Annotated in this window: 16 protein-coding genes; 4 read left to right on the plus strand and 12 right to left on the minus strand. The window is 37.1% G+C overall.

The window, feature by feature from the left end:
- From RTK36_RS12905 to RTK36_RS12930, 6 genes are all read right to left on the minus strand, one after another.
- Window positions 1–607: AfsR/SARP family transcriptional regulator (locus RTK36_RS12905; RefSeq protein WP_312047654.1), on the minus strand; the 607-nt coding region annotated here is incomplete at its 3' end.
- Between the two features lie 307 nt (window positions 608–914).
- Window positions 915–1,988 carry a type IV pilus twitching motility protein PilT gene (locus tag RTK36_RS12910; RefSeq protein ID WP_312047655.1) on the minus strand — a complete coding sequence of 358 codons (1,074 nt, stop codon included), beginning with the start codon at window positions 1,986–1,988 and terminating at the stop codon, window positions 915–917.
- A 992-nt stretch (window positions 1,989–2,980) separates the two neighbouring features.
- On the minus strand, window positions 2,981–4,177 hold the full coding sequence (coaBC, locus tag RTK36_RS12915; protein ID WP_312047656.1) for a bifunctional phosphopantothenoylcysteine decarboxylase/phosphopantothenate--cysteine ligase CoaBC: 1,197 nt from the start codon (window positions 4,175–4,177) through the stop codon (window positions 2,981–2,983).
- Window positions 4,178–4,274: 97 nt separating this feature from the next.
- Window positions 4,275–5,078, minus strand: a complete 804-nt coding sequence (locus tag RTK36_RS12920) for a DUF4397 domain-containing protein (protein ID WP_312047657.1) — start codon at window positions 5,076–5,078, stop codon at window positions 4,275–4,277.
- Between the two features lie 209 nt (window positions 5,079–5,287).
- Window positions 5,288–5,800: a ferritin gene (locus RTK36_RS12925; protein WP_312047658.1), complete on the minus strand. Its 513-nt coding sequence runs from the start codon at window positions 5,798–5,800 to the stop codon at window positions 5,288–5,290.
- 42 nt (window positions 5,801–5,842) lie between these two features.
- A complete protein-coding gene (locus RTK36_RS12930) occupies window positions 5,843–6,748 on the minus strand; it encodes a hemolysin family protein (protein ID WP_312047659.1) in 906 nt (301 codons plus the stop codon).
- Between the two features lie 220 nt (window positions 6,749–6,968).
- Here RTK36_RS12930 and RTK36_RS12935 point away from each other — a divergent pair, with 220 nt between their 5' ends.
- Window positions 6,969–7,667, plus strand: coding sequence for a hydrolase (locus RTK36_RS12935; protein WP_312047660.1), 699 nt, complete (start codon window positions 6,969–6,971; stop codon window positions 7,665–7,667).
- A gap of 228 nt (window positions 7,668–7,895) precedes the next feature.
- On the opposite strand, the gene RTK36_RS12940 is transcribed toward RTK36_RS12935, so the two are convergent.
- The 4 genes from RTK36_RS12940 to RTK36_RS12955 all read right to left on the minus strand — a co-directional run bounded on the left by RTK36_RS12940 (window position 7,896) and on the right by RTK36_RS12955 (window position 11,642).
- Window positions 7,896–8,081 carry a FeoB-associated Cys-rich membrane protein gene (locus RTK36_RS12940; RefSeq protein WP_312047661.1) on the minus strand — a complete coding sequence of 62 codons (186 nt, stop codon included), beginning with the start codon at window positions 8,079–8,081 and terminating at the stop codon, window positions 7,896–7,898.
- 17 nt (window positions 8,082–8,098) lie between these two features.
- Window positions 8,099–9,253, minus strand: coding sequence for a radical SAM protein (locus RTK36_RS12945; protein ID WP_312047662.1), 1,155 nt, complete (start codon window positions 9,251–9,253; stop codon window positions 8,099–8,101).
- Window positions 9,254–9,624: 371 nt separating this feature from the next.
- Window positions 9,625–10,548 carry a pseudouridine-5'-phosphate glycosidase gene (locus RTK36_RS12950; RefSeq protein ID WP_312047663.1) on the minus strand — a complete coding sequence of 308 codons (924 nt, stop codon included), beginning with the start codon at window positions 10,546–10,548 and terminating at the stop codon, window positions 9,625–9,627.
- Window positions 10,545–11,642 (minus strand): PfkB family carbohydrate kinase, encoded by a 1,098-nt coding sequence (locus tag RTK36_RS12955; protein WP_312047664.1) that lies wholly within the window; start codon window positions 11,640–11,642, stop codon window positions 10,545–10,547. Before RTK36_RS12955 ends, RTK36_RS12950 begins: the two co-directional genes overlap by 4 nt.
- 137 nt (window positions 11,643–11,779) lie before the next feature.
- On the opposite strand from RTK36_RS12955, the gene RTK36_RS12960 reads away from it, so the two are divergent.
- Window positions 11,780–12,394, plus strand: coding sequence for a polysaccharide deacetylase family protein (locus RTK36_RS12960; RefSeq protein ID WP_312047665.1), 615 nt, complete (start codon window positions 11,780–11,782; stop codon window positions 12,392–12,394).
- 8 nt (window positions 12,395–12,402) lie between these two features.
- On the opposite strand, the gene RTK36_RS12965 is transcribed toward RTK36_RS12960, so the two are convergent.
- Entirely contained in the window at window positions 12,403–12,981 is a 579-nt protein-coding gene (locus RTK36_RS12965; RefSeq protein ID WP_312047666.1) for an SOS response-associated peptidase, read from the minus strand.
- 142 nt (window positions 12,982–13,123) lie between these two features.
- On the opposite strand from RTK36_RS12965, the gene RTK36_RS12970 reads away from it, so the two are divergent.
- Complete coding sequence (locus RTK36_RS12970) at window positions 13,124–14,362, plus strand: Y-family DNA polymerase (protein WP_312047667.1); 1,239 nt, start codon at window positions 13,124–13,126, stop codon at window positions 14,360–14,362.
- A gap of 18 nt (window positions 14,363–14,380) precedes the next feature.
- Window positions 14,381–14,626 (plus strand): hypothetical protein, encoded by a 246-nt coding sequence (locus RTK36_RS12975; RefSeq protein ID WP_442871353.1) that lies wholly within the window; start codon window positions 14,381–14,383, stop codon window positions 14,624–14,626.
- Between the two features lie 58 nt (window positions 14,627–14,684).
- Here the strand turns inward: RTK36_RS12975 and RTK36_RS12980 are convergent.
- The coding region (locus RTK36_RS12980; RefSeq protein ID WP_312047668.1) for a DUF4268 domain-containing protein at window positions 14,685–15,171 on the minus strand (487 nt) is incomplete at its 5' end.

A 15,171-nucleotide genomic window follows, 5' to 3' on the forward strand; every position in this document is an offset into this window, starting at 1 on the left:
GCTCTTCATGGGGTTCTAAAAGAATGGCCTTTTCACAAATTGCAGAAAGCTGTTCATATTTTTTATGCTCAAAAAGTAATTTAGCCAAATCAGCCACAACTCGATTATATAATGAACGATAAAAGGTTGCAATTGGTATAACCCATGCTTCTGAAGACTTTTTTTCCAGAAATGAGCCTTTATAAAGACTTTCTGCCTGCAATAAAAAGGAAATTTTTCGTGAAGTATCTTCTGTTTCCAGTTCGCTTTCATAAATCAATCTTTGAAATTCATCGGCATCTGTTATGCATTTATAATCTTGATTCCAGCCATAAGCTCCATTCCGATACAATATCATGCGACGACTATTATCGAAATCCAGTTCATCTAAAGCAGCTCTTACACGATGCATCAGCACCTTTAATGTGTTAATGGGATCTCGAGAATTGCTGTCAGACCATAGCAACTCTATCAATTCATCTTGAGGTATAAATCGCTTTCTGTGAACAATAATATATTCCATCAGTGTCCACACTTTCTTTGATCGGTTCGATTGGTCGGAAATAATGCTATTTCCATATTCAATGGTAAACTCACCTAATAATGTTACTCTAAATTCTTCGCCCACAGGCCTCCCCCTTTTTCTTATCACTTAAAACTTGAAATTCCATACAGAATTGCTGTATTGTAATTAAAAATTTTAATTGGATTGTTTCGTTTCATTTATATGCTCATGGCATTCCTTTTCTTTATACATCTTTCCTTATTTATAAATAGCTTAATGACATATAAAAAACAATATATCAAATGGGCCAAAACAAAGCTAATTCTAAATGTGTCCGCAATAGAAATCTTTGTAACAGTCACATGATACAAAAATTTCTATATACACCAAGTTATATTGACAGTCCCCAGTTTATTTATTGGACAATGGTTTATCTCTTTAAATTCATACGAATTCGTTTTTCTAAAAGCTCTGGATGAAGGGCATATTGTAATGCTGTTTCTGCCATTATCTTACCGTTTAAAACCAATTCGTACAAGCTGTTGTCCATGGAAATCATGCCTTCTTCTCCTGACATCCCAATTACTGATTCAATTTGATGAACTTTAGAATCCCGAATCATATTTCGCACTGCATTATTCATATGCATTATTTCAAAAGCAGGAATCAGCGTATCATCTATAGCAGGGATAAGCTGCTGAGAAACAACGGTTTTTAAAACCATTGACAACTGGATACGAGCCTGTTGCTGTTGGCTGGGTGGAAAAATATCAATAATTCTATCTATGGTATTCACTGCTCCAACCGTATGTAGCGTAGAAAGAATAAGATGACCTGTTTCCGCAGCTGCCATTGCAATCTGTATGGTTTCAAAATCTGGTATTTCTCCAAGCAAAATCACATCGGGTGATTGACGTAGGCTGGAACGCAAAGCCGTTACAAAGTTTGCGGTGTCCAAGCCAATTTCCCGCTGACTAACAATGGATTTTTCATTGCGGTACAAAAATTCAATAGGATCTTCAAGGGTGATAATATGGTTACTTTTTGTCTCGTTAATTCTTTGCAAGATACAGGCCAAGGTTGTTGATTTTCCATTCCCTGCAGAACCCGTTACAAGAACTAAGCCTTTTTTCTGATTCGCCAAGTCCAAAACTTGTTCAGGAATTCCTATTGATTGATACTTGGGTATGCCATAAGCCACGATGCGTATAACCGCTGCAAGGGATCCTCTTTGCTTATAGCAGCTTATTCTTAGCCTTGCTAAGTTTGGAACAGACAGTGCAAAATCATCATCCCCATCCGTTGTCAGACGCGTTAATTCACGCTGAGCAAGTTTATACGCTTCTTCCACCAAATGCTTGGAATAATCAGGCATGACCTTTTCTTCATTTAATTGATAAATCATTTTCCCTTTTTTATAGGACAGGGGTTTGCCTGCAACAATAAAAATATCAGATGCACCCAAATCCATTGTCTGCTTTAAAATCTCTAAAAATGAAAACATTTCTATCTCCTCAATTGTCTATTACTTCCTCTAACCTCACTCGCTGACTAATTCGAAACTATTCCTTGATTAAATTACATGCGCTTCGTATCAAAATTCTAGACTCATCCAAATTGCCACATAAAATGAAAATGAAAAACATTTAACCAAGATTTTTTCTCCTCTAAATAGAAAATCAGATTTCTAGATTAGATTCTGCTACGGAATATTAAGCTTACCCAATTCCTCTCCTCAGGCTTCGACTATCCCGCCCAACTTGTATAATGTCATAGGTATGGATCATAAAAATTTCATAGTAAAACAATCGCCTTAGTTTTTTTGACCTAACTTTTTTGTATGATAATGGGATTTATTTTCCTTGAAGGGCACATAAGATTATACGTAACCCCTGTATACGCGACGAACCGCTGGAGTTCAGCGGTTTCGTCCTACCTTGTCTTGAAAACTCTGCATACATCTTGGTTAACCCATCTATATTTTTCATAATACCCTCACTCACTTCACTTAATATCACATCATAGCCAAAACCATATTTCAAAAAATATAAATGAGCAAAAAATTGCAGCAAGCTTTCTGATACGCTTATAAACACTTGTATTTTTTTGCATATTTTACACTAAAACTTTTATTTTTGTACTAATAAATACATAATTACCCATTTTTTACTAAAATTCTAGCATAAAAAACAATTATCGTCAATAAACCCTCTAAGGGAAAATCAAACTATCGTCGTTTCAAAACTCAGATTTGAAAAAAGCAAGGATATAAAACGCCCCTTTGTTTTTTATGTCAGGCTTACCAGCATACCTGCCCATTGCCTTGTGCCCCTATAGGTTGTTTGCCAATCTCAAAATATTTCTTCTGCATACTCGTCCAACTGCGTTAAAACACTCTTAAATCCAAGACCCTGCTACTACATAGAGCAAATGATCTTATTAAGAGAGATAGGAAACAAGAAAAAGCGTACCCGTTATTATGGTACGCCTTCCTTCTCAATCCTTTAGTTTTAGAATTTCATCCAAAATCTTATGGGCAACCATTTCTTTTGTCAACAGCTCTAGTTGGATTTCTTCCTTTTTGGATATCATCGTTACAACATTTGTATCCGTTCCAAAACCACTGCCTGCGACTTTTAAATTATTGGCAACTATCATGTCAATATTCTTTTTTTCCAGCTTAATTCTGGAGTTTTCAAGCATATTTTGTGTTTCCATAGAAAAACCGCAGAGAAATTGCCCCGCCCTGCGATGCTCACCCATATACTTTAAGATATCCTGGGTTCGATCCAACTCGATGCTCATTTCTCCGTCTTTCTTTTTCATCTTATCATCTGCCACGTTTTTTGGCTTATAGTCTGCAACTGCCGCAGCTTTAATGATAATGTCATTTTCAATAAATTGCGTTTTCATTGCCTCAAACATATCAGCGGCACTCTTTATCTGAAGATAATTTATAAAGTAGGGTTTCTCTAAAGCTGTTACACCACTTACCAAAGTAACTTCTGCACCACGAAGCATAGCTGCCTTAGCTAGCTCATATCCCATTTTCCCAGTTGAATGATTTGTGATGTAGCGAACCGGATCAATACTTTCTTGAGTAGGCCCCGCAGTAATAATAATTTTTTGTCCAACGAAATCCTTTTCATATGCAATTTCACGAAGGATATGGGCAACCAAAACCTCTTCCTTGGGAAGTTTGCCTTCGCCAGTATCCTTGCAAGCCAAAATGCCGCTTTCCGGTTGAATTATCTCGTAACCGTAACCAGCCAGTTTTTTCAGATTATCTTGCACGATAGGGTTTTGATACATATTGGTATTCATACTGGGTGAAACAATTTTCTTTGCTTTACAGGCCATCACAGTTGTTGTCAGCATATCATCAGCAATACCACAGGCCAATTTTCCTATTACATTGGCAGAAGCAGGCGCAATAAGAAACACGTCTGCTTTTTTGGCCAAAGAGACATGGGCAACATGAAATTGGAAATTCCGATCGAAAGTATCTACAAGACATTTATTTCCTGTTAAAGTTTCAAAAGTTATGGGCGTAATAAAATGCGTAGCATTCTCCGTCATAATAACATGAACGTCGCACTCCAACTTTACCAGCATACTGGCTACATTTGCCATTTTGTACGCGGCAATACTCCCAGTCACACCTAAAACCACTGTTTTTCCTTTTAGTAACATAGCATACTCCTTCAGTTCCATATTTGCATACATATATATTTGTCCATATTATAACAAACAATCACAAGAAGGACTAGCCTTTTATGAAAAATAACAATTAAAATGTAAGGTGGCTGATACCATCCTTAGCAATTACTATTTGCAGACCTTCCTCTGAAAAAAAGTCACCTAAGGTATAGGCTGTGTAAGCAGTCTCATTCTCCATACTAAAATTATGCACCTCTAGTAAAATGTGATCTGAAATATAATCCCTAAATGTTATATCATGCACTTGAGCCGTTGTAGATAAATATCTGCTGATCTCTCTGTAATCCAATTCTGTCAAAACAAGATTATCGTCAAAATATACTTTTAACAACGGCGCATTCGGAGAAATCTGAACAAAACGTAAGTATGCATAATCCTCAGGAACAGGGTAAATACAGTCATTTACCAAAAGCAGGCATGCATGATCCTCTAAACCAGAAATTGTAACGGTATAAATTCGATAGCCAATCAAATTAATTACCGTTGTGGAAAACTCATCTTCCGTTTTACCTGCTTCAAAAATTTGAATGCGGTAATATCCTGGAAAAACCAAATAATACTCAGTAAATTCTGAATACTTTAGGTCAGAAACAACTTTTTTTCCGTTTATATATATATCTATAGCAGGTACAGATACTAAGGCATTAAAAAAATTCAGATAGCTATATAGTGTGATTCCTGCAATAATAGGTATTTCCATGTCTTTTACATCCGGAACAATGTTAATTTCAGGCAATATCTCTCGTATTGGCTCAAGATGTATTGCTGGTGTCAGCACCTCTTGATCAAGCTTCCAAAGCTCTTCTTCTGGTATTGGTAGAGGCAGCACCTTTCCCTCGTAAGTTTGCATTCCGGCTACATTATTTTCGCACATAGTTGCAACCTCACCTTTCTTTTTTCTTTTACAATATGGAGGGACAAATTTTTTCGTGAAAGGAAGTAAAGTAGTAGGAAATTGAGACTGTCCTTAGAAGATGATCATTTATGCACACCAAAAACATAGCTTCAAGCTAATCAAATCAATATAAAAAAGCGTATACATATGTATACGCTTTTCAGATCTTTTTAATTCGTTTAGGAAGTTTAAAGTACCAATGAAGGCGCTGCATATACTCTTGCCTTTAATTCATTATCCAACATATAAAGTCCTTTGGCATCACTACCAAATAACTCCATTTTGGTGATTAAATTATTGGCATTTGTTTCCTCTTCGCCCTGTTCTTTTACAAACCAGTCCAAGAATTGAATGGTACGATAGTCATGTACTTCTTGTGCAGCTGTATAAATAGTATGAATAGAATCTGTAACGTATTCCTCATGGGCTAAAGAAGCCTTTAAAGGATCCATCAATGATTCCATTTTTACATCAGGTTTACCAATTGCCTGAAAATCTACACGCTGGTTGTTATTTTGCAAGTATTGATAAAAGAGCATTGCATGGTCTCTTTCTTCTTGTGCCTGTACCTTATACCAATTCGCAAATCCCTCTAAACCTTTGGACTCAAAGAAGTTTGCAAAATCTAAATACAGGTAAGCAGAATAAAATTCCTTGTTAATTTGTGAATTTAAGAGTTCTATTACATTTTTATCTAACATTTTTATCCCTCCTGTTTTTTATTTTATGAAAAGATTTTATCCTTACATAGCTTTTTCATGATTTGTCGTTAGTTCCTCTTCTAAGCGTAAGGCATAAACCTTATCAATCCGCTTTTCCTCAATATTCTCTATTCGAAACAACCAATTCGCCACACGAACTTCCGGGTTTTCCCCTTCTTCAAGGATTCTCCCCAGTCGGCCAATTAAGTATCCGCCTAACGTGTCATAACTTTCCCCATCTTCAAAAGTAATATCTAACAAATCCTCCACATCAGATAAATCTGTGGTTCCATTGATGCGATATGCCTTTTCATCAATCACGCTAATATCTTCTTCCTCTTCCAAGTCATATTCATCAAAAATGTTCCCTACAATTTCTTCCAGCAAGTCCTCCATAGTGACAAGCCCTGCAGTTCCACCGTATTCATCAATGACAATTGCCATATGAACCTTATCTCTTTGCATTTCAGTAAACAATTCATCAGTCTTTTTTGAAAACGGAACAAAATAAGGTTTTTTCAAAACTTCCTTAAGATCGAAATTGTTTATATCGTGATTATCCGCAATAAAAAACTTTACAACATCCTTTACATGAAACAGACCAATAATATTATCGATATTGTCATCGTAAACTACGATGCGAGAATATTTTTCCTCAGCAATCACTTCCATTATCTCCATAATGGATGCATTTACAGGGATTGCAACAATATCCGTTCTGTGGGTAGCAATCTCTCCTACAGAGGTATTCCCCAAATCAAAAATATTGTTTATCATCTTTTTTTCCGTTTCATCTATACTGCCATTATCTCCACCAGCATCCACCATCATGCGGATTCCTTCTTCTGTAATGATTGCACGCTTTTTTTCTTCTTGCAATTTCCATAGTAAAAAGAGCAAAACCACATTCAGAATGATAGATATGGCCAAACCAATAACGGTTTCCAAAATATAATCATCCTCCAAAAAATACTAATATTTTCCGATACCATTATTCTAGTCTGAAACGGAAATAATGTCAAGGTGTGGATATTTTACTTCATTCCCAAATTTCACCTTTTTGTTTCAGTTTGTACAAAAAAACCTTGACAACCAACCCTTATCGTTGTATAATTATCACAAAATTTCATATGAATTATTTTGGTTATATAGTGAAAGGAGCTAAGGTATGGCTGAAAAAAACATCCCCCGCATTGATAGTAGATTAAGAAAGCATGTCGTAACAATGCCAGAAGAAATTTGGAGCGCCAGTGGTATTGTTATTTGGGGAAAACGCATTAAGTCGTTAATATTTTCAACCGACATTGCGATTATCCGAAACTGTAATGCCGACGCAGTTCTGGCAGTATATCCTTTTACACCTCAGCAAATTATTGCAGATGCCATTGTTTCTGCCTCCAGCATCCCCGTTTTTTGCGGCGTTGGCGGTGGTACCACCACAGGCCCACGGGTTGTTATGTTGGCTAAAGACGCTGAAGCATTGGGTGCCATGGGTGTAGTCGTAAATGCTCCCACCAGCAACTCTGTCATTCAGCATATTCATGAAATTATTGACATACCCATTATCGTCACTGTCTTAGACGCTGACAGTGATATTGACGGAAGATTAGCAGCAGGCACGAGTATACTAAACGTATCCGCTGCCGGCCGAACCACCGACGTAGTTCGTGCCATTCGCGAAAAATATCCATCTGTGCCCATTATCGCAACAGGGGGTCCTACCAGAGAGAGCATTAAGCGCACCATTGAAGCAGGTGCAAATGCCATCAGCTTTACACCTCCAACAGCAATGGATTTATTCCATGGTTTAATGAGTCGTTACCGTACAGAGCATGAGGAGCAGCAAAAAACTAAATCTCCAGAATAATACAGCTCCTTACTTAAAGTTAAATTTCAAGAGTGCCCAATTGTGGCACTCTTTTTTATTATTTTTTTGAGTTAAAACACAATTTTAAATAAACGAAACCTTGACCACATTTTACTAAGCTAGAACCCTTTTATATAGCTTGAGCCCGATAAACGTTTTAACGCAATCAGGCCCTTTAAACATCTTAATTATAAATAAAAAGCTAATCTAAAATTCAATTAGATATTATCAACTTTTCTCGTCATCCTTTTCAGGCTTATTGCAGCTGGCACTATGGGCACAACCACTACAACCGCCACCACAGTCATTTTTCATTTTATTTAAATTCTTTTGCATTTTACGCATATTGAAGTACACAAGTCCAAGTATTAAAATAATTGGAATTACCGTGGTAAAAATCGCTTCCTTATCCAATCTTTCATCTCCTTAAATTATATATATCTATCTGTAAAACGGTGAAGCAAAGCCTCCCATTCCTTCTCATCAACAATGTTTTTAGACATTTCTTCCACACGTGCCTGATCCTCAGGCTGTAAGCGGTATAGATATTTCCAGTCTAAAGGGAAACCCATGCGCCTTGCTAGCTGATATTGCTTCTGTTCCTTCTCAGGCAAAGCCAAAAAGGAATCAATATATTCCAACATTGATGATAAATCCTTATCCAAATAACCCGTTACTTCTTGTAATAAATTAATAATATGATCACTAGCAAGCTTTCCATGTGCTCGTTTGGGGTCAATATGCGCAAGCATTTGCCTGATTTCTACTAATTTATCAATATCCCTTTGCTCCTGATACATACCTGAATCCCGCAGTTCTTCCATCAAAGAACCAGTTCTTAATATAAATGTACGTAAACGAACAAAATCCGGATTCACCTCATTGATAACTTTTGCCGTTTCAATGGCATTTTCATGGGATAAGGCTTTTCCCCCCACACCAGGCATAAAATAAATGGAAAGCTCGATACCCGCTTCCTTCACCTTTTTACCGCCGATGATCTCTTCTTCTTGGGTGGCTCCCTTTGAAATCAATTGTAAAACTTTATCAGAACCTGATTCATACCCTGAATGGATACGATCCAGTCCCGCTTCTCGCAAGCTCTTAAAGTCCTCCTGAGATATCCTTGCTAAAGTATTTGCCCTGCCATAGGAGGTAATCCGCTGAATTTCCGGAAAACGTTCTCTAACATACCTGACAATCTCAATCAGCCATTCGGGGCGCAAAACCAACGTATTTGCATCCTGCAAAAAAACGGCTTGTCTATCCCCTTCTGTCAACCAAGTAAATACCATTTGATAACAAATTCTTGCATCATCAGTGGGCATAGATAAATATTCCTGCCTGATGGCCTGCATGTCATACTCACCTTGATGCAAATGCTCTAAGATTCTATCCCGATATTCCGCCATAACATCAATATCTTTTTTAACCTCATCCACAGACCGTGTATGAAATGAGCTATTCTTATATAGCATACAAAATTTACATTTATTCCAAGGACAGTTTTCCGTCACTCGAAGCAATAGGCTATTTGCCTCACTGGGTGGACGAATGGGGCCAATTTGAAATACTCCCTGTTCCATAACTTCACTCCTTTCAACAAACCAATACTCTTTCTTGCATTTTATATAATCTACCTCAAAAAAGCAAGTTGAACTTAAAAGATAACATAAAACTTGAAAAACTTCCCTAGTTTTAAATGGTGAGCCGTTCAAAACAACCCAGGCTGAGATGTATTAAAATCCATATGGAATTTAACCTTCTGCAATTTATTATGAAGAATCCAATGCTTTATAATCTCGCTTGCAATCACATAAGTAACTCCATTTTACATCTAGGTGACAAAAAAGACTCGTCAAACAAATGCTTATTATAGCATTGCAAACGAGCCTTTCACAATATATTAAAATCCCAATTTTTTCTTCTCTATCTTTTTTGTAAGTTAACTATAAACTTAATCTAGCTTTGCAAGCTCCACAGCAATTTTTGAGGCAACTCTTGCATTGTTATAAGCAAGCTGTAAATTGGAAGCAAAAGAAACACCTTCTGTCATTTCTTTAATGTGCTTCAGTAGGAATGGAGTGGTATCTTTTCCTCGAATGCCTTGCTCCTTGGCTAACACTAATGCACGCTGAATTACAGCTTCAATTTCATCAAAATCCAATTCATATTCGGCAGGAATTGGATTTGCAATTATTGCCCCACCTTCAAGATTTAAATCCCATTTTGTTTTTAAAATCTTTGCAATGAGCTCTTCATCTTTTGCATTAAAGTCAACCTTGTAACCGCTTTTTCTGCAGTAGAACGCAGGGAAATCATCTGTGTCAACGCCAACAACTGGCACGCCCATTGTTTCCAAATATTCCAATGTTAGGCCAATATCCAACAAAGATTTTGCCCCCGCACAAATTACAGCTACTGGTGTATGGGCCAGTTCCTGCAAATCCGCACTGATGTCCATGGTTTCTGTAGCACCTCTATGCACACCGCCAATACCGCCTGTGGCGAAAACCTGGATTCCTGCCATAGCAGCAATCATCATTGTTGTAGCAACCGTTGTAGCCCCAACTTTACCTGTTGCCAAGTAAACTGCAACATCACGACGGCTAACTTTACCTACATTCTCCGCCTTGCACATAAGCTCCAGCTCATCGGCAGTCAGACCAACCTTAAGCTTACCATCAATAATTGCTGTGGTGGCAGGAATTGCACCCTCACCACGAACGATTTCTTCTACCTTATGAGCAAATGCAACGTTTTCCGGATAAGGCATGCCATGGCTTAAAATTGTACTTTCCAAAGCAACAACAGGCTTATTGTTTGCAATTGCTTCTTGAATTTCGGGTGTAATGGTCAAATATTTTTCTAAACTCTTCATTTTCTTTCCTCCAATATTTTTTCAATCAAACTCACACTCATATTTGGATTTATGGTTCCTTTATAAGAAATTGCTGCGACTCCTGCCGCTAAGGCAAAATCTACCGTTTCATCTACATTGAAATCATATAACCTTGCATACAGTACAGCAGCCATAAACGCATCTCCACCGCCTGTGGCATTCACCATTTGATCTAAGGGCTTTAACGCTCGTTTTATTTTTACGCCGTCCCGATTCATATAAAAACAACCATCGGCTCCTAAGCTTACATAAACATGCTTAAGCCCTTTTTCTAAAAGCACATCTGATGCCCGCTCTAAATCAGTTTCATTTTGAATTTTTATCCCACTGATAACTTCCATCTCCATGCGGTTGGGTTTTAGTGTGTCTACCTTGCCAATAATAGGCTTTAATTTTTCCGCATAGGTACAAGAAACAGGGTCAATACAAACAGGGGTTTGGCTTCCATACACGTCAAGAATCCCCTCTAAAACTTCTTCCGGAAGGCCTGCATCACATGTAATAAATTTGGCCCCGCTGATGATGCCGGATTTTGATTTCAAAAATTCCATGCTCATGCGCTGCAACACAGACATGTCTGACATGGCAACAAACATATCGCCATTCTCATCTAAAATAGAGATATAGGTTGAAGAAGGATGCCTCTCAACCACCATGCTATGAGAAAAATCAATACCTGCAGCTGTGCATTCGTTGCGAATCTGATCCGCATAGATATCGTCTCCCAAAGCTGTAATCAGTCTTACAGGGGCACCAAGCCTTGCCAGATTTTCCGAAACATTTCTAGTGACACCACCGGCTGAAGAATTCATGTTGCCGGGATTGCTGTCCCTTAAAATAATACTCTTTTTGCTCTTACCATGGATATCCACATTCGCTGCGCCGATTCCGATAATATAATCCTGCTCCTTTAGCAAATAGCCTCGTCCCAGAATATATCCCTTCTTCTGCAAATTCGTGATGTGCACAGCCACAGAGCTACGGGTTATGTTTAGTTTTTGGGCAATTTCACTTTGCTCAATCATGGGCATATCACGGATAATTTCGTATATTTCCCGTTCTCTTTGTGTCAACTTTTCACCTTCTTTATAAATGTTTAGTTTATAAGCATATATTTATATTATTATCATTTTTTTTATTTGTCAAGTCGTTTTTTTCATATTTTCACTCATAAATCGATATATTGGTAAAAAAGCTCGGAGGTAGCATAATGAAATTATTTAAAGCAATACATATCAAAAAAAAGCATATTTTATTTGCAGTGGCGGCAGTTGCATGCATTGGGGTAGGTACCTGTGTTGTTCCCCCTGCGGCAACAAAGGTTTCCTCCATTATTTCTGCACAAAACGAGAGGAAGCTGCCCATTTACTGCGTGGAAACCGATAAACCGCAGGTATCCATCAGCTTTGATGCCGCTTGGGGCGCTGAAGACACAGACAAATTGCTGCAAATTCTTGCTGACAATGAAGTAAAGGCGACTTTCTTCCTTTGTGGCTATTGGGTAACAGATTATCCCGAAGAGGTAAAGAAAATTGCTGAGGCAGGCCACGATTTGGGTAACCATTCATCCACTCATCCTCATATGAATCAGCTTTCTTCAGAGCAAATAGCCAAAGAGCTGGCTGATTGCCATAAAGCAGTAAAGGATTTAACAGGAATCGAGATGAACCTTTTCCGTCCTCCTTTTGGCGAGTACAACAACACCGTAATCGAGACATCATTCGCCAATTCCTATTATCCAATTCAGTGGGACATAGATACACTAGAAAGAAAAACGACTGCCCAAAAATCAAGGCTTTTCAGGCAGTCGTTTATTCCGTTTTAATACGCTTTTTACACCTCTATTCTTTCTAACAAAGGTTGCTCTCCATTTAATAACATCATTGCGTAATCTGTATCTATTATCCAATCCTCAAGTTTTTCTTTTTGTAAAACAACGGGCATTCTATTATGAATATCTACCATCGAATTGTTTGCTGCTGTGGTCAAAATTACAAATCTCTTTTCATTCTTAAATTCATTCCACATCCCAGCCATATAGAGATTTTCACTTTCCGGTAGATTAAACCTAAATTTTCGCTTTGAAGCATCTTGTTTCCATTCATAAAATCCAGTAGAAGGTATTACACATCTTCGTTCCAAGAGACTCCTTTTAAATGTAGGTTTATCAATCGCTGTTTCTGCTCTTGAATTAATAATAACTCCTTTACTATGAAATTTGGGAAATCCCCAAATAAATAACTCCGGTGTTATATTTCTGCTATCCCTAAAAAGAACAGGGACATCATTAGTAGGAAAAATTTCGCCTGTCTTCATATTATTAATTACACCGTATTTATACTCTATAGCATTTACAATTCTCATTATTTCTCTATTCTCAGGATTAATAAACATCTCATAACGACCACACATGCAATACACCTCTAATATAGTGTTCACTTTTTCATTAAATCAATTCCGACAGAATGTATATTTGATATTATTTCCACTTGTTAAGAACATATATTTGTTTTATAATCCAAATAAGAACAAGTTTTCTTTTTCGGTGGTGACTATGGATAGAATAATTTTGCACTCTGATTTAAATAATTTCTATGCTTCAGTTGAATGTCTTTACAATCCTGCAATAAGGTATAAGCCTGTTGCTGTTGCCGGAGATGTAGAAAAACGCCATGGAATTATATTAGCAAAGAATTATATTGCCAAAGCATATGGAGTAAAAACGGGCGATGCTTTATGGCAGGCCAGGGATAAATGTCCCGATATCGTGTTTGTACCACCTTCTTATGATAGATATTTAAACTATTCAAAAATGGCTCGGGAAATATATTCAGATTATACCAACCAGGTTGAAAGCTTTGGGCTTGATGAATGTTGGCTTGATATTTCCAATAGTACCCAACTATTTGGAGATGGTGAAAGAGTAGCAAATGAAATACGTCAGAGAATAAAGGATGAATTAGGGGTTACTGCATCGGTGGGAGTGTCATATAATAAGATTTTTGCGAAGCTAGGTTCAGATATGAAAAAGCCTGATGCAACTACAATCATAACAAAAGCTAACTTTAAAGAAAAAGTTTGGGTTCTCCCTGCAAATGATTTGCTTTATGTTGGACGTGCGACCTTTTCTAAACTAAGGAAACTAAATGTGCATACAATCGGTGATTTAGCCGCTACCAATCCAAAGTTTTTAAAACAAGAACTTGGTATTAATGGAATTATGCTGTGGCAATTCGCAAATGGTTTGGATCAGTCTAAAGTTTCAGAAATAAACTCCTACCCTGCTATCAAGAGTATTGGTAATAGCACAACCTTACCCTATGATGTTTCAAGTGAGGAAGATGTACGGATTACATTATATATCCTTTGTGAAAGTGTAGCTGAACGCTTAAGAGACAGCGGATTCGTTGCTAATACTGTTCAGATTTGGCTAAGGGATAAAAACCTATTTTCTTGTGAACGACAAGGAAAATTGCTCTTTCCAACATGCGGCTCAAATGAGCTATTTGAGAAAACCTTCTCCATTTATAAGGTAAATAAGCCTCACTTTGCATTAAGAAGTATTGGTGTAAGGGCTTGTAATCTGTCAGTAAGTAGCCAACGTCAATTATCTTGTTTGGATGAATTTGAAATAATGGTAAAGAAAGAAAAGTTAGAAAATGCGGTTGATGATATTCGTCGGCGTTTTGGTCATTTTAGCATTCAAAGAGCAAGTATGCTAGTAAATCCAGTTCTGTCTAATCTGGATCCGAAAACCGATCATGTGATTCACCCAGTAAGTTTCTTAAAATAATTTTTAGAGGGGATTAATTTGGATAATTATGATAAGGTCTATGTCGAGGTAGTGGTTGAGTTTAATATTGATGGTAAAATGATTCCAAAATCTCTAAGATGGGATGATGGGACTGTTTATGAGATTGATAAAATTTTGGATGAAAGAAGAGCCGCCAGTTTAAAAGCAGGCGGCCAAGGGATACGATATTTATGCCAGATACACGGCAAAGAAAAATATTTGTTTTATGAAAAACCAAAATGGTTCGTAGAGGTAAAACGTTAGTCGAAAATATTAAATTTTCTACACTTCAAAACAAAGTTAATCGATATTCTATTGCTCGTTATTCGTCATATGCAAGTGCTTTATATGCTTCATCAAGTGGCTTTTTAAAAACTTTAACTAGTGATGATATATTCTCAGCAATAAAATCTATCATCTTCGGCCAGTCTTCTTGATTTGCTAAACTAACACCATCCATAGAAATAGAAATTTTGGAAGTTGTTTTATTCTCATATTCATCCCACTTTAATCTTTTACCATATTCAGACTCCAGTTTATCTTTTTGGAGATATAGAGCTTGATAGATTTTTTTATTTTCTTCCTTTGAAGATCTACCTATGTAAATTTCTGCTCTCGCACCATCTAATAATATAACAGAATTAAAGCCGATTCCTGTATGTCCGCTAGCACCATTGATCCAATTATCTTTTGTTGCAGACACATTTTGATACAACCCGGTTTTAGACACTAACTGGGGAATCGCATTGGACCAAAATGTATAGCGTAAATGGTGTCGTTCTGTTGCTTCTTCCCGAGCAATATTTTCT

Origin of the sequence: Anaerotignum sp., from assembly GCF_031981185.1 — a bacterium.
Classification (GTDB): Bacteria; Bacillota; Clostridia; order Lachnospirales; family Anaerotignaceae; genus Chakrabartyella.